This window comes from Algoriphagus persicinus, from assembly GCF_035156415.1.
GTDB lineage: Bacteria > Bacteroidota > Bacteroidia > Cytophagales > Cyclobacteriaceae > Algoriphagus > Algoriphagus persicinus.
Genome location: NZ_JAYEEY010000010.1, coordinates 71,842 through 94,169 on the forward strand (window position 1 = coordinate 71,842; position 22,328 = coordinate 94,169).

19 protein-coding genes and 1 tRNA gene are annotated in these 22,328 nt (G+C 41.0%); 10 read left to right on the plus strand and 10 right to left on the minus strand.

Features of this window, described 5'->3' with window-relative positions; genetic code table 11:
- Window position 1: 1 nt before the first annotated feature.
- Both pfkA and U3A58_RS09580 read left to right on the plus strand, forming a co-directional pair.
- Window positions 2-988 (plus strand): 6-phosphofructokinase, encoded by a 987-nt coding sequence (gene pfkA / locus U3A58_RS09575; RefSeq protein WP_323823199.1) that lies wholly within the window; start codon window positions 2-4, stop codon window positions 986-988.
- Window positions 989-1,086: 98 nt separating this feature from the next.
- A complete protein-coding gene (locus U3A58_RS09580; protein WP_323823200.1) occupies window positions 1,087-1,995 on the plus strand; it encodes a hypothetical protein in 909 nt (302 codons plus the stop codon).
- 532 nt (window positions 1,996-2,527) lie between these two features.
- On the opposite strand, the gene fbaA is transcribed toward U3A58_RS09580, so the two are convergent.
- Entirely contained in the window at window positions 2,528-3,589 is a 1,062-nt protein-coding gene (gene fbaA / locus U3A58_RS09585; protein WP_323823201.1) for a class II fructose-bisphosphate aldolase, read from the minus strand.
- A gap of 307 nt (window positions 3,590-3,896) precedes the next feature.
- Here fbaA and U3A58_RS09590 point away from each other — a divergent pair, with 307 nt between their 5' ends.
- The gene (locus tag U3A58_RS09590) at window positions 3,897-4,769 is read left to right on the plus strand and encodes a type 2 periplasmic-binding domain-containing protein (protein WP_323823202.1); all 873 of its coding nucleotides are present in this window, start codon (window positions 3,897-3,899) and stop codon (window positions 4,767-4,769) included.
- Here the strand turns inward: U3A58_RS09590 and U3A58_RS09595 are convergent.
- The 5 genes from U3A58_RS09595 to dnaG all read right to left on the minus strand — a co-directional run bounded on the left by U3A58_RS09595 (window position 4,755) and on the right by dnaG (window position 11,541).
- Window positions 4,755-6,704, minus strand: a complete 1,950-nt coding sequence (locus tag U3A58_RS09595; protein ID WP_323823203.1) for a tetratricopeptide repeat-containing sensor histidine kinase — start codon at window positions 6,702-6,704, stop codon at window positions 4,755-4,757. The genes U3A58_RS09590 and U3A58_RS09595 overlap by 15 nt on opposite strands.
- 79 nt (window positions 6,705-6,783) lie before the next feature.
- A complete protein-coding gene (gene surE, locus U3A58_RS09600; RefSeq protein ID WP_323823204.1) occupies window positions 6,784-7,569 on the minus strand; it encodes a 5'/3'-nucleotidase SurE in 786 nt (261 codons plus the stop codon).
- Entirely contained in the window at window positions 7,570-8,214 is a 645-nt protein-coding gene (locus tag U3A58_RS09605; protein WP_323823205.1) for a hypothetical protein, read from the minus strand. It lies immediately after the preceding gene.
- Between the two features lie 91 nt (window positions 8,215-8,305).
- Window positions 8,306-9,517, minus strand: a complete 1,212-nt coding sequence (locus U3A58_RS09610; RefSeq protein WP_323823206.1) for a bifunctional 3,4-dihydroxy-2-butanone-4-phosphate synthase/GTP cyclohydrolase II — start codon at window positions 9,515-9,517, stop codon at window positions 8,306-8,308.
- A gap of 86 nt (window positions 9,518-9,603) precedes the next feature.
- Entirely contained in the window at window positions 9,604-11,541 is a 1,938-nt protein-coding gene (gene dnaG / locus U3A58_RS09615; protein WP_323823207.1) for a DNA primase, read from the minus strand.
- Between the two features lie 151 nt (window positions 11,542-11,692).
- Between dnaG and U3A58_RS09620 the strand changes: the two genes are divergently transcribed.
- The 6 genes from U3A58_RS09620 to U3A58_RS09645 all read left to right on the plus strand — a co-directional run bounded on the left by U3A58_RS09620 (window position 11,693) and on the right by U3A58_RS09645 (window position 19,159).
- On the plus strand, window positions 11,693-12,787 hold the full coding sequence (locus U3A58_RS09620) for an Mrp/NBP35 family ATP-binding protein (RefSeq protein WP_323823208.1): 1,095 nt from the start codon (window positions 11,693-11,695) through the stop codon (window positions 12,785-12,787).
- A gap of 5 nt (window positions 12,788-12,792) precedes the next feature.
- Window positions 12,793-13,041, plus strand: coding sequence for a NifU family protein (locus tag U3A58_RS09625; protein ID WP_323823209.1), 249 nt, complete (start codon window positions 12,793-12,795; stop codon window positions 13,039-13,041).
- 11 nt (window positions 13,042-13,052) lie between these two features.
- Window positions 13,053-16,130, plus strand: a complete 3,078-nt coding sequence (locus tag U3A58_RS09630) for a M43 family zinc metalloprotease (RefSeq protein ID WP_323823210.1) — start codon at window positions 13,053-13,055, stop codon at window positions 16,128-16,130.
- Between the two features lie 146 nt (window positions 16,131-16,276).
- Complete coding sequence (locus U3A58_RS09635; protein WP_323823211.1) at window positions 16,277-17,017, plus strand: PASTA domain-containing protein; 741 nt, start codon at window positions 16,277-16,279, stop codon at window positions 17,015-17,017.
- Between the two features lie 5 nt (window positions 17,018-17,022).
- The gene (locus U3A58_RS09640) at window positions 17,023-18,858 is read left to right on the plus strand and encodes a T9SS type A sorting domain-containing protein (RefSeq protein WP_323823212.1); all 1,836 of its coding nucleotides are present in this window, start codon (window positions 17,023-17,025) and stop codon (window positions 18,856-18,858) included.
- 4 nt (window positions 18,859-18,862) lie between these two features.
- Entirely contained in the window at window positions 18,863-19,159 is a 297-nt protein-coding gene (locus U3A58_RS09645) for a rhodanese-like domain-containing protein (protein ID WP_323823213.1), read from the plus strand.
- Between the two features lie 27 nt (window positions 19,160-19,186).
- Here the strand turns inward: U3A58_RS09645 and U3A58_RS09650 are convergent, their stop codons facing one another.
- Together U3A58_RS09650 and U3A58_RS09655 are read right to left on the minus strand one after the other, a co-directional pair.
- Window positions 19,187-20,296 (minus strand): site-2 protease family protein, encoded by a 1,110-nt coding sequence (locus tag U3A58_RS09650; protein ID WP_323823214.1) that lies wholly within the window; start codon window positions 20,294-20,296, stop codon window positions 19,187-19,189.
- Window positions 20,289-20,918: an HAD family hydrolase gene (locus U3A58_RS09655; protein WP_323823215.1), complete on the minus strand. Its 630-nt coding sequence runs from the start codon at window positions 20,916-20,918 to the stop codon at window positions 20,289-20,291. Before U3A58_RS09655 ends, U3A58_RS09650 begins: the two co-directional genes overlap by 8 nt.
- Before the next feature lie 103 nt (window positions 20,919-21,021).
- Between U3A58_RS09655 and U3A58_RS09660 the strand changes: the two genes are divergently transcribed.
- Window positions 21,022-21,095, plus strand: a tRNA-Ile gene (locus U3A58_RS09660).
- A gap of 137 nt (window positions 21,096-21,232) precedes the next feature.
- Here U3A58_RS09660 and tnpA read toward each other — a convergent pair.
- Together tnpA and U3A58_RS09670 are read right to left on the minus strand one after the other, a co-directional pair.
- Complete coding sequence (tnpA, locus tag U3A58_RS09665; RefSeq protein WP_323823216.1) at window positions 21,233-21,667, minus strand: IS200/IS605 family transposase; 435 nt, start codon at window positions 21,665-21,667, stop codon at window positions 21,233-21,235.
- Between the two features lie 41 nt (window positions 21,668-21,708).
- Window positions 21,709-22,080, minus strand: coding sequence for a hypothetical protein (locus U3A58_RS09670; protein ID WP_323823217.1), 372 nt, complete (start codon window positions 22,078-22,080; stop codon window positions 21,709-21,711).
- Between the last annotated feature and the right edge of the window lie 248 nt (window positions 22,081-22,328).

Sequence of the window (22,328 nt, forward strand, 5' to 3'; positions counted from 1 at the left end):
AATGGAAATTAAAACCATTAAAAAAATTGGCGTCCTGACTTCTGGAGGAGACTCCCCGGGAATGAATGCCGCAATCCGTGCTGTAGTACGAGCAGGATTGTACTACGATATAGAAATGTATGGAATCTACCGCGGCTATGAGGGTATGATTCTAAATGATATCAAAAAGCTAGAATCAAAGCACATTACTCATGTACTGGAACGTGGTGGAACATTCCTGAAATCCGCCAGAAGTGCTGAATTCCGAACTCCAGAAGGCAGAAAAACTGCTTATGAAAATCTGAATATACATGGGATAGATGCATTGGTGGTGATCGGTGGTGATGGATCCCTCACTGGTGCACACTTATTCTACAAAGAGTTTGGCGTGCCGGCAATTGGGCTACCTGGTACGATAGACAATGACCTGTCGGGCACAGATTCTACCATTGGTTTTGACACCGCCTGCAATACGGCCATTGAGGCTATAGATAAGATACGCGATACAGCCACTTCTCACGATAGACTTTTCTTCGTGGAAGTAATGGGAAGAGATGCAGGGTTCATTGCGATCAATGCAGGCATTGGCAGTGCGGCAGCAGCTATTCTGATTCCCGAGAAAAAAATGCCTATCGAGCACTTGGTTGACAAATTAAGAATCAGAACCAAAGCCAAAAAAGCGTCCAATATTGTGATCGTAGCAGAAGGCGGAAAAAGTGGCGGAGCTACTGAAATCGCGGCGCTGGTGAAAAAGCACCTTCCATATTACGATATCAAAGTAACCATACTTGGACATTTGCAACGCGGTGGCTCTCCTAGTTCATATGATCGTCTTCTGGCCTCCAAACTCGGGGTAGCAGCTGTAGAGGGCTTGCTTCAGGGCAAATACGATGTCATGGCAGGATTGATCAACAACAAAGTAGTATACACTCCTATCAAGAAAGCGATCGTCGATGATAAATCGGTGGATGAGGATGATTTCCGTGTAGCGAAGATCCTATCTACTTAATTAACTCTAAAAATTAGAAAAATTATAGTCCAAGTTCATTAGCTTGGACTTTTTGCATTATTTTAGATTTTTGTTTAGTTCCAATCTTATAATACCTCATGAAGAACTATTTTCTAATCACGCTATTTTTATTTCTTTCATCCATTCTATTAGCACAAACCCCAAAGACTTATATCAATGCTGCCGGAGATAAACATTTGGCTGGGGAATTTAAGCTAGAAATTCTTAAATCTGATAGCTCTTATCAAACTTGGTATGTTGAGAATGAACGTTTATTCAACCTTTCTGGAAAAAATACAGATTGGAAAAATGCATTTGAAAATTCAGAAGTTGAAATATTTCTTGGGACTTGGTGCGGGGATAGCAAACGCTGGGTACCACAGTTTGTCAAACTTTGGAACGAGCTCGGTCTTGAGGAAAGCCAATTAAAATTCACTGCACTTTATGATGGGGAAGCACTTTATAAACAAGGGCCAAACGGAGAGGAAAAGGGAAAATTAATTCATCGAGTACCAACTTTTATTTTCAAAAAAGAGGGAAAAGAATTCTCAAGGATTGTCGAGTTCCCAGTCAATGATCTGGAGACAGATTTAGCTCAAATTGCATTAGGTTATGCATCTGAACCTAATTACAGGGCTGCTACATACCTTCTTGAATTATTTGAGTCAGAACCACTGGATTCGGTTTATAGAAATATACAAACTCACTTCAACAATGTTTACAGGTTAGTTGGGAAGGAAAAAGAATTAAATACACTAGGCTATGTATTTAAATATTCTGGTCGAATGCCAGAGGCATTACTGACATTTGAGATCAACTCTGCGATATTTCCTTACTCTCCAAATGTGCTTCATAGCTATGGTGAAGCTCTTATGGCTGATAACCAAAAAGATCGTGCTATTCAACTGTTTACACGTGTCATAGAACTGGAACCAGACAATGAAACCGCAGCCAATCAATTGAAACAATTGCAAGATGAAATCGAGAACGTCAAAGCAAATAACTAATCCTGGATAGAAGCTACAGTTTTTAAAGATTAATAAGATGGCATCCGTCCTAGGGTAAGTTTGTTTTAATTCCCGTAGGGTTACGGGAATACAGAAATATCAAAAAAACATTATGATTATCCGCTAATTTGCCTGTAGCCATAATTTCTTTGCTCACCCGGCCGAATGACCGAAGACGTCCCGATATCGGGAGACCGAAGTGGTCTTAAAATCTAGAGTTTAGCTTATTTTATGATGCTTTTATCTTCTTACCTGGTAAAAAAGCGGATATACATAAAAAATATTATATGTGTATTCGCATGTATGCACGTACTAGAATTATGTCTTGTGCTAGCCTGAAAAAAATCCCCCTTGCCCCCTTTTTGAAAGGGGGATTTGCCGAATTTGAACTTCTAGCATTAATTCAAAGTACATACGAGCAGTTAAGCGGATATACATAAAAACCAATGTCACCAACTATTTTCGACCACATTGTCCACAACTAAAAAGTCACCCTTGCAGGTGACTTTATAATTCTTAAGATAATGAAAGTTTAATTCCTATTAACGGCATTAAGCATGTCAAATGCAAGCTCAAGACGCTTTACGAAGTTCTCTTCGCCTTTACGCAACCAGTTTCTTGGATCGTAATACTTCTTATTTGGGCTATCAGCGCCATCTGGGCTACCCAGCTGTGTCTGAAGATATGCCTCGTTCTTTTTATAGTTGTTCAAGATACCTTCCCAGAATGCCCACTGCATATCTGTATCGATGTTCATCTTGATAGAGCCATAGCTATTTGCTTCTCTGATCTCCTCTACTGTAGATCCAGATCCACCGTGGAATACAAAATTCAATGGCTTACCCGTCAATCCATGCTTTTCTTTGATGAAATCCTGAGAGTTTTTCAAGATAATTGGCTTCAAGCTCACGTTTCCTGGCTTGTACACACCGTGCACATTACCGAAAGCAGCAGCAATAGTGAATAGATCACCGATTTCTTTCAGGTGCTCGTAAGCATAAGCCACTTCCTCGGGCTGTGTATAAAGTTTAGAAGAATCAATATCCGTATTATCTACACCATCTTCTTCACCTCCTGTTACGCCCAATTCAATCTCGATAGCCATCTCCAACTTTTCGAATTCTTTAAAGTAGTTGCAAGAGATCTCTACATTTTCTTCCAAAGGCTCTTCGGAAAGATCAAGCATGTGTGAACTATACAAAGGTCTCTTGTGGGTTGCGTAATACGCCTTCCCTGCTTCCAAAAGTCCGTCAATCCATGGTAACAATTTCTTAGCTGCGTGATCTGTATGCAAAATAACCGGTACTCCGTATGCCTCAGCCATTAAATGCACGTGATGAGCACCTGAGATACCTCCAGCGATACTGGCCTGCTGCTTATCGTTAGCAAGAGATTTGCCGGCATAAAACTGTGCTCCACCGTTTGAAAATTGGATGATTACAGGAGAATTTAACTTCTTAGCGGTCTCCAATACAGCATTCACTGAATTGGTGTTGATTACATTTACTGCCGGCATTGCGAACTCATTCTCTTTTGCGTAAGCATAAAGATCTCTTAGCTCTTCTCCGTATTTTACTCCAGGTTTAAATTTCATATCTAAGTAGGTTTGTTTATTTCAATTTAAAAGTGCCCAAATAGCACCCGACTTCCATTGTAGGCATCAAAGATATAAATCCCTTACTTATAATTACCCACATCCAATTCTAAATATCCCTCAAAAAGAATTTTCTTGCCCGCAATCGATTCCAAAATATCAGAACTTTAAAAATGAAGGTCAAAGCGACCTAGACAGCCTTTTCAGAATTGTCCCCTGTCTTAAAGTGTTGCTTGTAAAAGGATAGGTTGAAATTGTTTCAATTGAAGCGCTCTTTGTTATTTTTGCCTCTTGCAATACATCAACTATGAAAACCCTTAGAATCACCGGAGTTCCTGAACATTTTAATTTTCCTTGGAAAAAAGTAGTAGCAGCGCAACCGTTCAAAAATGGGGGAATAATGCTCCAATGGACCGATGAATCCAGAGGTTCCGGTCGGATGAATAAGGATTTACGAGAGGATAAAACCGATATCGCGATTGTTTTGACAGAGAGTTTTCTGAAGGATTTTGAATCTGGAAACCCGTCTAAAATGATTGGCTTACATGTCAAATCTCCCTTGAACTGGGGAATTCATATTTCTGGAGACTCAGCTGTCAATTCATTGGATGAAATCAATAGTCCTACTTTTCTGATCAGTAGGCTAGGATCAGGATCACAGCTCATGAGCTATGTACTTGCAAAGCGGGAAAACTGGAATTCCGAAAAACTGGAATTTAAAATAGTCAACAACCTTCCTGGCGCTCTAGAAGCTATGACTCCAGAAAAGCCAGAAATGTTTCTCTGGGAAAAATACACCACCAAACCCTGGGTGGATTCAAAGCAGTTTAAAAGAATCGGAGAAGTCTCAAGCCCTTGGCCTTGCTTTGCCATCATAGCAACAGACAAAGCGTTGAAGGAGTTTGGGGATACGATTTTCGAATTACGGGAGTTGGTCTACCAAGCTTCTAAAGAAATTCAAACTAACAGAGATTCTATAGATGAGCTTGCCAAAAACTACGAGCTAAACATAGCCGATGTAAAGGAATGGTTGGCGCAGACAACTTGGGCAACTGATGCGGAGGTTTCGAAATCACAACTGAGTGCATGCATGGGAATAATGAAAGAACTAGGGATTATTACTAAAAAAATCGCTTTGGACAAATTCCTTACTCAGGAGAAGATGTCAATTACGGACTAGCGTCTTGCTCACAGGGATCTTAATACACACCTTGGTTTCCTCTCCTAATTTGCTTTTTATAGTTAATTCTCCACCGTTCATGCGCGTAAATTCCTTGCAAATCTGAAGCCCCAAGCCGGATCCTTTCTCTTTTTTGGTGCCTAATTTAGAATTAGTGATGACATAATCTAAAGAAAGCAACTTATTGATTTGCTCTTCCTTTATCCCTATTCCTTGATCCTGTACACACCAGATAATCAACCACTTATCTCGCTCTGCCGAAAGCTGTATAGTATCACCAGGCTTAGAGAATTTCACTGCATTGTTTAAAATATTTCGGATCACTACTTCCAGCAAATCCCGATCTGCATGAATCTCTAAGTCTGTGAACAATGATGAATTTTCTATCTCAAGTGATTTCTCTTTAAGCTTTGGCATGATCAGCCTAATATTGGAGCTTACTAGCTCGGACAGATTAAAATCCACTTTATGGAGTTTAAAGCCTTCCATTTGAGCCATAGACCAATTCAGTGTATTATTCAACGTGAAATACACTGAGTCCACATCCTTTTTTAAATTTTGAATTAGTTCATCAAATTCGTCCTGATTCAGATGTCCGGCAATCAATAAATCCACGATAGACTTCACTTGGCCCACCGGGCCTCGCAGATCATGCCCTACTATAGAAAACAGCTTATTTTTAGTCTGGTTTATTTCTTGAAGCTGCTTGGATTTAGCTTCCAAATCTTCATTTTGTTTCCAGATTTGCTGCTGTTGAGAAATCAGGTCAGCATTGTATTTTTTGATATTCCGATTGAGATAAAACAACCAAATCACCAGCCCCAAAATCAAGATAGAACCTGCGCTAACTAAAAAAATTATTCTTCGATTTAATGCCAATTTAGTAGTTTGATTTTCATATTGAGCTACCAATAATTCAAGCTCTGATTGAGCTAAATCATCCTGAAACATCCCCTGCATCAGAGCTAATCTATCTCTGCTGGATTTATTGACCAATGAATCATTCATGGCTATAAACTTGGATTGCTGTTCAAAAGCCTCTTTATACTCTCCCTTGAGTCTGTAATATTCAGCGAGGTATTTATGGCTTTGGGCAAGCTCATCAAGAAAACTATTTTTACTAGATAACGCCACACCTTCAAGCAATACTTTCTTAGCTTCTTCCAGTTTCCCATTTAATAGAAATGTGCGGCCCAGTCGATGAAGGATACTGGCTTGAATCGTATTGATGCCTTGCGCTTTTCCATTTTCAAGCGCTATTTCATACATCTTCTCCGCAGAATCAAGTTGATTTCTTTTCATGTAAACATCTCCAATAATACGGTTAGAAAACGAAAGCAAGTAGGGCGAGCCTGCGCTTCTATTGGTCTCTATAGCTTTATTCGCATAATACAAAGCAGAATCTAGCTTATTCAAATAAATAAAATTGAAGGCGACGTTATTCAGACTTCTTATCATCGTATAGAGATCTTCTGCCCTACTACTGATTTCATAGGCCTTTTTAAACTGGACAATAGCGAAAGGATAATTTTGCTGCTCATAGTATAAAGCCCCCATGCTGTTCAGTACTCGTGCTGCCCCCTCTAGATTATTTGCCTCAATAGAAAGTTTGTATGCCGATTTTGAATAATCAAATGATTTCTGCCACTTCCCTTTACGGTAAAAAATCCAGCCCAAGTTTTCCTTGGCCTTTGCTTCTCCTGATTTATTTTTGAGTATTTGCGCTAGTTTTTCTGCTTCCAAAGCATAATCATGCGCCACCTGCTGCTCAATTTCGCGTAGATAGAATGACAATTCATTCAAAACGGTCAGCCTTTCCTCTCCATTGGTGGTAGGTAGCAGATTTTTGAGGCTATCTATATCCGAGATTTGAGAAAAAGCTTCCGAAGAAGTAGCTAGGACAAAAAATAGAAATATGAGTATTTTTCGATTCAAACGGTCTATACTAATTTACAGTGGTAAAAATAACGAAAAGCATTTAATCACTCTGGGTAAATATTTAGCCGTTAAACATTTACCTTTTGAGCACTTCCCAATCCCATTCTTTGTTTATCTGAGCAATGGCATGATGGGCAGTCAAATCATATTGACAAGGAACAATGGAAACATAATTGTTTGCAATCGCCCATTCGTCATTATCTTCTCCTTTATCAAAATTTACAAAGTTACCCGCGAGCCAAAAATACTTTCGCCCATTGGGGTCAAATCGCTCATCAAACTCTTCTTGCCATTTGGCTTCAGCCTGACGGCAAACTTTGATTCCTTTGATGTCCTCATTTTGTTTTGGAGGAAAGTTAACATTTAAAGCAATACCCTTAGGTATTCCTTTATCAAGAACTTGCCGTGCGATTTTCTCCACCCAATCTTCCACATGTGAAAAATCAGCATGAGATGAATAGTCACACAGGCTAAAACCAATCGACGGATAACCTTCCAGAGCACCTTCAATAGCCGCCGACATGGTGCCGGAATAAAGCACAGAGATGGATGTATTCGAACCGTGATTAATCCCACTCACAATCAAATCTGGACTTCTCTCCATCATTACATAATGCTTAGCCAGCTTCACACAGTCGGCAGGAGTTCCGCTTGATTTATATGCTTTTACTCCCTCGAATATATCAACCTCTTCCAAACGGAGCGTTTCTCCGATCGTAATCGCATGCCCCATGCCCGACTGAGGGCTATCAGGGGCCACTACCACCACGTCTCCAAGTTTCTTCATAGCAGATACGAGTACGCGTATCCCTTTGGATGTGATCCCATCGTCATTTGAGACGAGAATTAACGGCTTAGACATTTAATTATGATTCAGTTCGTTGTAATAGGCTGTGATGCGAAGAAGATCTCCTCTTTTATCGTAGTCTAGGCGATTTTTGCGCATAAAAAGTGAAATCTGGTCATCATGACCAGGAAGCATCTCAAAAAGGTCTTTTTTCTTCATGCTGTATTGTTCAATTTTTCCATTTTTTAAAAAGTAATATTTGAACGCCAATTTGTAGCCCATAGACTGAGGGCCATAGAAAGGATTCATGCCATATCCCCCCATCATACCATAGCCACCCATGCCTCTGGAATCAGTAGCAACATATTCTCGGCACAACAGCGCTAGATCCTCCCCTTCAGTCAATACCTCAAAAAAGATGGGCGTAGCGTAATCATTGCCTAGCGCATATGGCAAGCTGTAAAACTTGCGTATGCCGCCATAAACCTCATCATATAATTCAAAATTGGTGACGTTTGTTGACGTAAAGGTATTTACGGTTTTATCCTGAAGCTGTACTACATTATTCTCCAGATCGTACTTGATATCGCCTCCATAGACCTGTCCGTCCGTAGTATAAATGTTTCCCTTGTGCCAGACCTGGGAAGGGAATTGATTCTGCGCAAATGATGAAGCTATGCTCAGAAATAATAAGCTAAGGAAGAAAATTGCTTTTTTCATGGTTTCCATCATGCTTTTACTTACGCAATAATAAGTGTCAGGTTGAAACTCATTAGTGATTATTAACAAATATCAAGATTAAAGCAGGATTTTACTTCAAAATATTGTGACCCATTTTATCCCTCTTGGTTTGAAGATACTTTTCGTTATGCACATTAGGCACGATCTCAATAGGAACTTGCTCTACGATTTGGAGACCATAACCTAATAAGCCTACTCGTTTCTGTGGATTATTAGAGATTAACCGTAATTTACGCACTTCCAAATCTCTCAAAATCTGAGCTCCTACTCCATAATCACGGCTATCCGAGGGTAAGCCAAGTGCAAGGTTGGCTTGCACCGTATCCATTCCTTCTTCCTGAAGCTTATACGCTTTCAATTTATTGATAAGACCTATGCCTCTACCTTCTTGATTCATATAAAGAATAACTCCTTTGCCTTCTTTTTGAACCATCTGCATAGCACCATGAAGCTGCGGACCGCAGTCACATCTACATGAGCCAAAGATATCACCTGTCATGCAGGATGAATGGACACGAACCAAGATCGGTTCGTCTTTTTCCCATTTCCCTTTGATAAGGGCGAGATGCAGCTCTTGGGTATTAGTCTGTCGAAAGGCAATCAATTCAAAGTCGCCAAAATCTGTAGGTAGATCCACTCCGATTTCACGCTGGATTAGCGACTCATGCTTTAATCTATAAGCGATCAAATCTTTGATAGAAATCAACTTCAAATTGAATTTCTTGGCAACTTCCACCAAATCCGGAAGACGAGCCATCGTCCCATTTTCATTCATGATTTCCACGAGTACGCCCGCGGGAGAAAAGCCAGAAAGACGGGCTAAATCTATAGCAGCTTCAGTATGCCCAGCTCTTCTTAGTACTCCCCCTCTTTTGGCTTTGAGCGGAAAAATATGTCCAGGTTTACCCAATTCACTGGGATCAATAGAATCATCTACGAGGGCTTTGATGGTTTTGGATCTGTCTGCAGCAGAAATCCCTGTGGTGCAGCCATGGCCAATTAAATCAACAGACACGGTAAAAGGCGTTTCAAAAGCAGCAGTATTATTTCCCACCATGAGTTCTAATCCCAATTTTTCGCATCGATCCTCGATCAGCGGCGCACAGATCAAGCCCCGTCCGTGAGTGGCCATGAAATTGATGATCTCTGGAGTCACAGTCTCCGCTGCACATACAAAATCACCCTCATTTTCCCTGTCCTCGTCGTCCACGACGATTATTACTTCCCCTTTTCTGATTGCTTCTATCGCATCTTCTATAGGATCCAAAATATATTTTTCCACGAAATTTGTGTTTGAATTACTAGTTAGAAAGGCAAATTTACACGCTTTCAAATCTTAAACAGGCAGCACCCAAATAAAGTTTGGGTTTATCCGATCACAATACCTAGCTCCCTATCAATCTCAAGCTGTACTTTCTTGAGTTCGAAATAGATCATCTGAAACTCATTTACCTTTGCATCATCAAGATGTTCTGACTCAGCATTTTTTATTTTCCCCTTCGCTTCTTCCATTAGCTTTTGCACCATCTTTCTTTTTAAACGCAAGATGGATTTGAAACCTGTCAGTGTAAGATCATCGGATTCCATATTAATAACAATCTGGTGTGTGTCCACCCAATGGCTGGATATTTCATACCGAACTGTCACTAAATCAATCACTTCTTTTTGAACTTCCTGATCACCTAGCCCAATAAAATATTCTGAGGTAGGAATTTCTCCCTGTTGCAGACTTTGGCGATATAAGTTTAATATTTTGATGTAAATAGGCGTGGTGAATTCTAGCTCCTCTGTTTCTGAAAGCAAATATTGGCACAGATGTATTTCTTCATCGACTAGCTTTTGCCACCCATAGTTTACTAAAATCCGAACCATCTCCCGCTCTTGGATTTTAATAATCTCTGTCAACGATGTAGCCGTCTCGCCAGGAATAAGGTCCGCTACAGCTTGCTCAGCAATAACATCATCCTTCTGCTTATTGGCATGTGCCCGCTGACTCTTAAGCAGCAATTTATTCAGCTCAGCATGGATGACATCCTCTTCTATCCCCAAAAGCCCCGAAGCTTCCTTAGCATATACAGAGCGAATTATAGGATCAGGAATTTTTCCAATGCTTTGAACTACCTCGCGAATTACTTCGGCTTTGCGAATCGGATCCTTCGTAAACTCCTCTTTGTACAAACTAATTTTAAACCCAATAAAATCGCGGCTATTATTCTCCAGATATTCCTGAAATGCCTGCGAACCTACCTTTCTAGAATAACTATCGGGATCTTCCCCGTCTGGAAAAACAACAGCTTTCACATTCAGCCCACCTTCCAGCAAAAGGTCAATCCCACGAAGTGAGGCCTTGATCCCCGCAGCATCACCATCGTAAAGTACCGTGACCTGATCCGTAAATCGCTTAATCAGTTTGATCTGACCCTCCGTAAGAGATGTACCAGAAGAAGCTACCACATTCTCAATTCCTGAGAGATGCATACTCACCACATCTGTGTAGCCCTCTACCAGGTAGCAATTATCTTTCTCGCGAATAGCTTTTTTCGCCTGAAACATCCCGTAGAGCACATCACTTTTATGATAAACCGGTGTCTCGGGTGAGTTGATATACTTGGGTTGATTTTTGTCTTTGGTGAGAATCCGTGCACCAAAACCTAGGGGCTTACCACTGATGTTGTGTATGGCAAAAATCACCCGATTCCTAAAGCGATCATAAACTCGGGATGCATCCCCTTCTTTCTGTAGGATCAGCCCGGCTTTCAATAAGATTTCTTCTTTAAAGCCAGCTGATTTGGCTTCCTTCAGGAGATTGTCCCAGCCTTCTAATGCATAGCCTAAGTCGAACTTTTCAATAATTGCCGGGGTAAATCCACGCTCCTTGAAATAGCTAAGTCCGATTGATTTGCCTTCAGCAGTTTGAAGGTTTTTAACAAAAAAGTCTCGGGCAAAGCCTAAAGCAATCAGTAAACTTTCCCGCTCATTTTGTGCCTCGTTCTGCTCCGGTGTTCGGGTTTCGTCCTCTTCTACCTCAATCCCATATCTACCCGCAATATGCTTGATGGCCTCTTGAAAACCAATGCCTTCTATGTCCATCACAAACTGAATGGGATCACCGGCTTTGCCACAGCCAAAGCATTTATAGATCTGCTTTGCCGGAGAAATCGAAAATGACGGTGTCTTTTCTCCATGAAACGGACAATTGGCCCAGAGATTCTGCCCTTTCTTTTTCATGGGCAAGTAATCGCCGATCACCTCTTCGATGTCCATGCGTTCTTTGACCCTGTCCGTAGTAAGTTTGCTGATGCCCATAGGAAAATGAATGAAACAAAGTTAACTCCTCAATCCAAAAAATGAGAACTTTCTGTAGTTTCTCCTAGTTCACAAGTGCAATACATTTCACTTCTTACTTTATTTAGAAGTCTTTAAGCTTTAAATTGCGGAAAATTACAACAATCACCACATGCAGTTAACGAAGGATAATATCCTGAAAACACTTTCCCGAGTACAAGACCCTGATTTAAAAAAGGATTTGGTGACTTTGGGAATGATACAAAAAATTGAAATCAAGGGTAATAAAGTGAGTTTCCATGTAGTCCTAACTACTCCAGCTTGCCCCCTTAAGGAGGTTATTAAAAATAACTGCTTAGAAGTATTGGCGGAAGACTTTGGACAAGAAGTTGGATGGGATTTATTCATGACTTCTCAAGTGACTACGATTAGAGAAGCAGCTCCAGTTTTGCCTCAAGTGAAAAACATTATCGCCATAGCCTCTGGTAAGGGAGGAGTAGGCAAATCTACCACAGCGGTGAATTTGGCGGTTTCTCTGGCAAATTCAGGAGCAAAAGTGGGGTTGATTGATGCTGATATTTCTGGCCCATCTATTCCCACCATGTTCAATGTAGAAGCTGAGCAGCCGGCGGTGAAAAAAGTCGGTGAAAAGAACGTGATCATACCCATAGAACAATATGGAGTAAAGTTAATGTCTATCGGGTTTCTAACGCCTGTGGATAGTGCAGTAGTGTGGAGAGGCCCTATGGCCAGTTCAGCACTGAAGCAGTTTATCTCTGACGTGGAATGGGGCGAGCTAGACTACCTACTGATCGATTTGCCTCCGGGGACTTCAGACATACACCTGACCATGGTGCAAACCGTCCCTGTGACAGGTGCTGTGATCGTAACGACACCTCAGAAAGTAGCTTTGGCAGATGCTAATAAGGCATTATCCATGTTCAGACAGCCACAAATTAACGTACCTATCTTAGGTGTTATTGAAAATATGGCTTATTTTACACCCCAAGAACTGCCGGATAATAAGTATTACCTATTCGGAAAAGAGGGGGGCAAAAGACTGGCAGAAAAATACGATGTGCCATTTTTGGGAGAAATTCCAATTGTCCAGAGCATAAGAGAAAGTGGAGATTCTGGCTACCCAGCTGTATTAAAAAACGGAATAACTCAAGAATCTTACATGAGACTAGCAGAAGAAATAGCTAGGCAAATTGCCATAAGAAATGCCTCTAAGACCAAAACCGAGGTGGTAGAAATTAAAGCTTAATGAAAATGCAACCAGAACTTAGAGAACAAATAGAATTTGCACTAGACACAATTCGCCCTTATCTGGAAGCAGATGGAGGCAATGTTAGGATTGTGGAGCTAAGCGATGATATGGTTTTGAAATTAGAATTACTCGGATCATGCGGTACTTGCCCCATGTCCACCATGACGCTAAAGGCTGGTGTAGAAGAAGCCATCAAGCGTGCAATTCCTGAAATCATACGAGTAGAAGCCGTCAACCTAACTGTTGTTTAATTAGAATTTGAATGAAAAAAGGTTTTCGGGTTCGTGACAAGGCCAGTATGCTCCTTCTGGGAGCGTTTTTTGTGTTTTCATCAGGCTTTGCGCAGCAATTCCAAACTTTTGACCTCACAGATCAATTAAACCAGATTAATTCTCATACGCATAGAGAAAAATGCGGTCATGTGATTATAGAACAAAAAATGGAAAAGGAATTGGGCTATTTTGGTTCCAAACCATTTTTTGAGAAATGGATAAATGATAAAATAGAGGACAGAACTTATACTCCTCAAATCTTATCCCGAAACAACGCTGACCCAATCCTTATTCCTGTTGTCGTCCATGTGGTGCACAATGGAAGCCCGATTGGCCAAGGCGCCAACGTCCCGCTTTCCCAGATAGAGGCGCAAATCAGAATTTTAAATGAAGATTTCCAGAGATTAAATGCTGACGCAGCAAATACCCCTGCTGAATTCCTACCCGTTGCAGGTCTGATTAATATTGAATTTGTTCTTGCCAGACAAGATCCGTCTGGACTGCCCACAGATGGGATTACCCGTACGGTCGGACCAAAATCCTCCTACGATCCCAATACGGATGCTAGCACCATAGGACAAGTAATTCAGTGGAATCCAAATGAGTACATGAATCTGTACGTGACCCCACTAGTCAGCCCTTTCATAGGTTATTCATCTTTCCCTATATCCGATTTACCAGGCCTTACAGGTGCACCGACTTCCTCTATTACAGATGGGGTAGTTATTGACTATAGGTATTTTGGCATTGGAGGAAGTTCAGTATCCTCATCAAAAGGAAGAACAGCTACCCACGAAGTAGGTCATTTTTTCGGCTTGCGACATATTTGGGGAGATGGAGGCTGTGGTGTGGATGATTTCGTAGCAGATACGCCACTGCAGGATAACTCCAACAGCATTTGTAGCCCTAATGCCACCCGCTTCAGTTGCGATTCTCAAGATATGATCCAAAACTACATGGATTATACTCCTGACGCCTGTATGAATTTGTTTACTAAAGGCCAGGTGGAGCGTTTTGACGTAGTGCTTAAAAATAGCCCACGAAGAGTCACTCTGGTCAACAACCGAGCTACCAAAGAACCCGTGCTTGCTGAAAATGATTTGGCAATCGCAAGGGTAATCGAACCTGGTGAATTTGAGTGCGATCCTTTCATTAACCCATCAATAGAATTGCTAAATGCAGGAAAAAATATCCTGACATCCGGTAGAGTAGAGCTTTGGAGAAATGGAACACTGCTAGAATCCAAGCGGGTCACTTTCAATCTTAAGACTGGAGACCGTTATGTAGTGAATTTTAATGCGTTCACGCTTCTTCCCAATACCAATACAGTTGAATTCAAAATCACTCAGGCAAATGATGTAACCGATACCTCCACCACCAATAATAATCGGACGATTACACCTATTCTTGAGCAAGCCGTAAGTCTCCCTTATACTGAAGATTTCAGCACCTTCCCTACACCTTGGTCGATTTCCAATCCTGATGATTTGATGACTTGGGAAAGCAGAAATTTAACTATTTCGGGTACTTCTCAAGATTTGGTATATGTCAGGCACTACGAATATGAGGCACAAGGACAGCTTGATTACTTCATTTCCCCAATTATCAACTTGGCTCAATTCCCCAATGCACAACTTGTTTTTGAAATGGCTTATGCTCAGTATGATCAATCTGGATTTACGGACGAATTAACTGTAGCTATTTCGCAAGATTGTGGAAATACATTTGATATCGCAAATGCCCCATACAAAAAGAGTGGACGACAACTGGAGACTACATCAGCTACACTTGATGAATTTATCCCAACCAATAACAATCAATTTAGAACAGAATTGGTAAACCTTGCGGAATACGCTGAGCTTGGATCGGTGCGCCTGGCATTTATCACAGAAAATGCCTATGGAAATAATATTTATATCAAAAATATCAGAATCCTGCCAAATGAAGAGTACAAATATGATATAAGTGTAGATGCTATTGTGTCACCTTCTCCAATTTCTGATGGTACCCATGAAACTGAGATTGTAACATTAACCAACAGAGGTAATCTGCCTTTCTCAACTTTCTTATTTGCTACAAGTACGAATAATGCTACAGCTCAAACATACGTCGCTAGTGGCAACATCGTACAGCCTGGGGAAAGTTTTAACGTCACCACTCCAAACTCTACTCGCCAAGGGAAAAATAAACTTAATTTCGTGGCCTCTGAACCTAACTTTGATCAGAATGGAGACAATTCAGGAAGTCTTATACGGTATGTGATAGAAGATGCAACCACTATTCCTGTACCTTGGAGGCAAAACTTTAACAACTCTGGGGCTTTTACCCCTTGGCAAACTATAAATCCTGAATCAGATGCTCAGGCTTGGTCAGTATCTTCTGTACCCTCTGCAGAAGGCCCGAATAATGTGGCTAGACTTTCTTCATTAACTGAAACTCATAGCTATTGGCTGGGAACTCCTATTTTCGACCTTTCTGTAAGTCGTCAAGCAAGTATCTTCTTTGATTTGGCTGCTGGACAGGTCAGTTCCACTACCACTTTGAGCGTAATGGCCAGTGAAAATGGAGGGATTGATTTTACAGAAGTATGGACGGCAAGTGGAGCAGAACTTTCTACTGTTTCTGTAGGAGAGGCTAATCCATCTAGTGCCGGAGATTATGAGCGCAAATTTGTCAATTTAACCGAATTTGCAGGATCAGGAAAAACTCAGGTTCGTCTAGCATTTGTGGTGAAAAATGGCAATGAATCAGATGCTCCTATTTATCTGGATAATATTGAGCTCTTCTTAAATGCGAATCCTGATCCCGTGATCCCGGCTTTGGGTCTGTCTCTCCTATATCCAAATCCTGCTCACGAAGTATTCAATATTTCATTCAATCTACCTGTTGATGAAGATGTAACCATTCAGGTGATTTCGAGTACAGGAGCAATAGTACAGGAAATCGACTACCCGGGCACACTTAACCAGACTTATTCATTTAGCACCCAGCTGTTTTCTAAGGGTGTATTTATTGTGAAAATATCCAGTAATACGATACAGGAAACGAGAAGGTTAATTATAAATTAATCCAAAATAAGCTGAAGAAATCCTCTTCGGCTTATTTTTTGCCTTAGGATTTCACCAGTTTTAGAGGAATTCTTCGTTGTAAGGATTGAATTTCCAGCTTATCTTTAACTTTTAAAATTTCTCAGGTATTTCATTCCATATCCCTTTTGAAAAAGATATTAATTAACCTCCTAGTAATTATAGGAATTTCAGTTTTGCTGGGCTTCCTTTTTTTGAAAATGTACCTTCCCATGTACACCAATCACGGGGAGTCCGTCTCAGTCCCTGATCTATCCGGCTACACCTTCGATGAGGGTGTCGATATTCTAGATCGTGCCGGACTTCAATATAACGTTTCGCTAGACTCAGGATTCAATACCGATCTCAAGACCTTTGCTATTTTGAAACAGATTCCGGAAGCAAACTCGCAGGTGAAAAGTGGGAAAACTATTTACCTTACGTTGAATGCACGAAATCCTCCAATGCTGAAAATGCCCAATTTGGTCAATACTCCTCTCAAGAATGTGCAGGAGATTTTGGCCAATATGGGACTAGAGAGAGGTGATATCGTGTATGTACCGGATATTGGGATCAATGTGGTATTGGAGCAAAAATACCGGGGTGTCAACGTGTCAGAAGGATTCGAAATCCCCAAAGGAGCAAGAATAGACCTTGTGGTAGGCGACGGCTTAGGAAATCAAATTCTTGCAGTTCCTAATTTGAAAGGTATGGACGAAGTGGATGCAGAATTCTTGATTTTGGGTTCAAGCCTTCGAGTAGGCAATAAATATTACCTTGATACTGATTCGGTGGGTGCAGGAAAAGTATTGAGACAGACTCCTCCAGCTAGTACCCAAGTGAAAACCGGTGAATTGATCGATCTTTGGATTGCTAAGGATAATTTATAAGCTACATGCTCAAAACTCTCCATATTCTTCGAATGGTAGGGCTGTTTATAGCACTATTTATCTCGACTATGGCTCATGGCCAAGTGGTGGAGTTTGCACCTATACAACATTTCAAAATCAAAAGCCATACACTTTCTGAAGTAAATTCGAGAATTTCCCAAGGCAATAGTCTCCCTTTTTGGGATGATTTCTCCCAAGGCATAGACACGTTGAAATGGACTGCTGAAGGGGCTTCTTACACTGCAACCATAGGATTGAACGCCTCATCCATTGGCATGATACTATTAGATGGCGTAGATGCAAATGGCGTCCCTTATTCTTTATCCCAGCGTGATCAGGGTGACACTGACTACCTAACCTCTAAGCCATTTGACTTGAGCTCCTTAAGTACTTCAGACAGTGAAAGTTTGTATTTAAGCTTCTTTTGGCAAGCCGCCGGTAGAGCCGAGCTGCCTGATGAAAGTGATCAGTTGACTTTGCAGGTTCTGACTTCAGAAGGAAGCTGGATGACGATCTGGTCACAACTTGGTGGCGTTGGTCTTGATACCGAAGTTTTCACTCAAGAAATCATACAAATACTGCCTGCTTGGCAACATGCCGCTTTCCAGTTCCGATTCTTCGCCGAAGGCAGACAATCGGGTCCATTTGACAGCTGGCTGCTGGACTACATTTACCTCAATGATGGCCGATCAACCTCCGATCTAGCCTACAGGGACAGAAGTCTCACTCGAACAAATGAACTTAGAATCGGAGATTACGGAGCATATCCCTTTGTGCTACTAGAAGGCCATCAAAAAGGACTTTGGAGTACCGTAGTGAATGAATTCTACAATTTGGAAAATCGCTTTCGAGCCATGGAATATTCCATTGTGATCAATGATTCTTCGACGATGATCCCCTCTCCTGTCAATCTCAATACACCTTTCAACCCAGTACCCAATGCCCTGGAGCGTAGAGTGTTTGAAAGTAGGAAAATTGAAGAAATACCTGTGCCCAAGAATGAAACCAGCTTGGAGATAATTTCTTCCATTACCTCAGGAGATGGATTACTTTACGAAGTGGTATCCGGTGACACTACCTATTTTGCCAGCGTAAATTATGAACTCAACGATACGGTGAAAACATCGCTTCCACTCTTGGACTATTTTGCCTACGATAATGGTTCTGCTGATTATGCTGCCGGAATCAATCAACGGTCAGGGCAACTAGCAGTGCAATACAATACGCCTGAGGAAGTTTACCTCAAAGGTATTTCGATCAATTTCACCAACCCTATGCAGGCCAATCAGGCGGTAGATATTAATGTATGGAAAGACCTTGACGAGGATCCTATTTTCACCAGAGAAGATCTCATAGCGGTGAAGGAAGCCGGAAAAGAGTTTCTTTACTATTCTCTAGACACCAACATACGAGTTGATGGCGATTTTTACATTGGATTTACCCAATTTACCAATGACTTCATCCATGTAGGACTAGATAAGGTTAATGACAGTGGAGACAAGCTATTTTACAACGTAGTGGGCGCATGGGCTCAAAATACTGAAGTGCACGGGTCTCTGATGATCAGACCGCATATCAGTATGGTAGCGCCATTTAATGTTGCTGCAGCTCCAGAACAAAGTATTCGGATTTATCCAAATCCTGTAGAAACGCTTTTGTATCTGGAAGGAAGATTTAGCGAAGCAAGCGTGTTTGATTCTTTCGGAAGAGAGTTTTTTCTTGAGCGTCAACTTTCATCCAAGGGAGAAATTGTTAATTTTATCGGACAGCGTCCCGGATTGTATGTAATAAATTTGACTACCGAGGATGGCATGCAATCGTATAGAATTTTAGTTAAATAAGAATATGGAAGATATAACTGTAGAAGACCTGAAATCCAGATTGGATAAAAAAGAAAAATTCGTGTTTCTAGACGTTCGTGAAGAATGGGAATACGACGATGACAACTTGGGAGCAATAAATATCCCATTGGCAGATTTGCCAACTAGACTCGATGAAATAGAAGCGTACAAAGACAACGAAATCATCGTCCATTGTCGCTCTGGAGCTAGAAGCATGAATGCTAAAAAATTCCTAGAGTCCAAAGGCTTTTCCAAAGTCCGAAATACTATCGGAGGAATTTTAGCTTACAGAAATCTTTGACACGCACTCCCTTCGGGGAGTTTTTTTTTATGTGAAAATAAACGGCTTTGGAGAAAAGCAAAGAATAAAAACCACAATGGCTATTATTCCCAAAACTTTCCTTTTCCCATCTAATTCTTTAAACCCAGATACTTCAGGATGCCTTAGTCCCATTATTCTGCCAAGTAGAAAACAATAAAACAGCCAGCCTTGGTAGCCCTGAATATCAGGAATCATATAAGCCAAAGCATATTGCAATGCAGCTATGGTGAGAGTAAGTGAGATTCTATTCTGCAAACTGAGTCCAGACCTGCTGAAGCAAATAAATAGAAACCCTACATACAAAGGAATCCATAGCATCAGATCTTTCACAGGCGAGTAAGGACTGATCATACCCATGCCCGCATAGGCAATAAACAAGACATAGGCAACCAGTGAGATCTCCTTGTGGCGCTTTGGGAAAAGCCCAAAAACAACATGTCCACCATCCAACTGACCAATAGGCAGCAGGTTTAAAGCCGTGAAAAACAGCGCTAAAAATCCTGCAAATAAATAAGGGTAATGGATCACCTCCGACATGGCCGGCAATCGGTCAGGATCTGCAAAAACTTCCCCCAACCCCCAGAAAAGCAAGTTATTTCCAAGTTCAAAGTCCAGTGCTCCTTCCTCATATCCTTGAAAATCAGAATCAGCATACTCTGGATGAACGGAATAAATATAATCTGATTCAGGCAGGGTAGTAAATCCATAAACTAGTACAACGAGAGCCAGAACAAATCCTGCCAAAGGTCCAGCCACACCGATATCAAAGAATTTCTTTCGACTGTTGACAAACCCTTTCATTTGGATCACCGCTCCAAAGGTTCCGATAGTTGGAATACCGATAAAACCCAACCAGCCGGGAATGAAAAATGGCAGGGTACACTTGACCTTATGATAAATAGCCGTGAAAAAATGCCCTAGCTCGTGAATGAGTAAAATCCCTATAAAAGGAATAGAGAAGGCCATGGATCTCCAGAAATACTCCCAGGTGAGCAGGCTATCTCCCTCTCCGAGTACTGATTTTCCGTAAACCCACTCTGCACCAGCCAGTGTGGTAGAGATCAAAGTAACCAGAAACAGAATTCCATGACGGAGGTATTCTTTGTTGCTATACATTCTTAAAAAAATCGAAAATTACTTCAGGCCCCGTTACATGCACCGCCTGAATTCCTACTTCTTTAGCTCCTTCCACATTGGCAAGTAGATCATCAAAAAATACCACCCGGTCTCCTGAAGTCCCAAGGTCAACAAGCATTTTCTCATAGATTTCTGGTGAAGGCTTAGCAAGTCCCATTTCATGACTCAAAAACACCCAATCAAAAATCGGATCGAAATTTTCCAGGTTATGATCATTCTTCAAAATTCTGTTTACACCTAGGATATGTATGGGATTTGTATTGCTCAATACACCTACTTGAAATTTTTCTCTCAATTTTGAAATTAATTCCAGTCTTTCTTCAGGAATTTTTAGCAACAAATCATTCCATAATTCATCTACTTTATCGTCATTCCAGTCCTGCTGAAAATAGCCTCTTACCTCTTCTCTAAACTGGTCTGAATTGATTCTTCCGACTTCATAATCCTTGTGAAAATCAGTAAGATAAAAAGCATTTACCTGATCATGTAACTCAGCTGAAACTTCTTGTTTGATGCGTTGCATTGCTTTGTGGTAATCAATATCAATAATGACATTTCCTAAATCAAAAATCAAAAAGTCTGCATCGGGAGCATTTTTCATTCGAAATATTGGTTGTGTATTTGCATTCAAATATGTAACATTGCACTCCCAAAACCAAGGTTTAAGGCGAATACAAGCCAAAACTAAAGGTTTTAATAGTAAAGGGCCTATAGCTCATTCGGTTAGAGCAACTGACTCATAATCAGTAGGTGGCTGGTTCGATTCCAGCTGGGCCCACTTAATAATCAGACACTTACGATAAATAATTCGTAGGTGTCTTTTTCATTTGCACACGATTTGCACAAAGAAACTAAATCACTATGGACTTCAAGTCCATAGGTTAAGGTAGCGACTAGAAGTCGTCTTGGACCTCATCACTCTATTATAAAATTGTCGTTGTTGTCATCTTTTGGCCGTCTATGATGCTCAAGATATTCGTTGACCATCTCATCCGTTATATTTCCTGTACTCCAACATCCATAACCTATGGCCCAAAAGTGACGACCCCAATACCTTTTCTTCAATTCAGGAAATTCCTGCTGAAGCTTTCGAGAGCTGCGACCTTTTAGCCTTTTCACTAGACTTCTCAAACTTTGCGACGGTCGATTGTCAATATGCATGTGAATATGATCTTTCGATACAACCCCCTTCAGGATTCTCACGTCCTCTGACTCGCAAATTTGGATCAAGAGCGTTCGACAACGCATTTTAATGTCACCTTTGAGAACCGAATATCTATACTTCGTGCACCAAACTATATGGACTGTAAGCCAAGCAACTGTATGTCCATTGCTCGGTTGTTCTGACATACCTCAAAAGTAACCGTTTTTAGAAGCTAAAGCGAAATGCACTAAAATGCATAGTTTAAACTATTTTTGAAACCAATGAAATTCCGAAGAGGAGTTTTATCCAGAGGATTGTCGGATTTATAGGTTCCCATTTGAAATCTGGCACTGGCAGATGGAGTAAGTAGCCACTTTACCTCAACCCCATTTTCCAGACCAAAATTTTCTATTTCGATCCACCTCGTATTGAACACCTCGATTGTAGCCTGGGTAGAAAGGTAAACCTGTTTGATAGTCGGAAAACGTTGTATGATTTCCTCGATGTCTGTAAAAGTGATTTCTGAAAAGTCCCTACAAATGGAGGCATCACTGTAGGATTTTAACGCTTCCCGATGAGCAGGATTCTGGCTATCTGCCTCCTCTATGCTGTAAATCAAATCTGACAGGGCAATCCTGTGTTGCTTGCAAAACAGTTTCCACACTCTGGCATGAATACCTTTCCGTTTTAAACTCAGTTCTGAATCAAACATCCTAGGCAATACATCCTAGAAGTAATTATTTCTGACTCTGCCATAAAACCATTCCGCATAATTTCCTTCAGGCCATGTTGGGTTAAAGGTGCCCACGATTAGTATTTCCGGTAGGAAATCGAGTTTATCCAGATTTAGGTATTCTTGGGATTTAT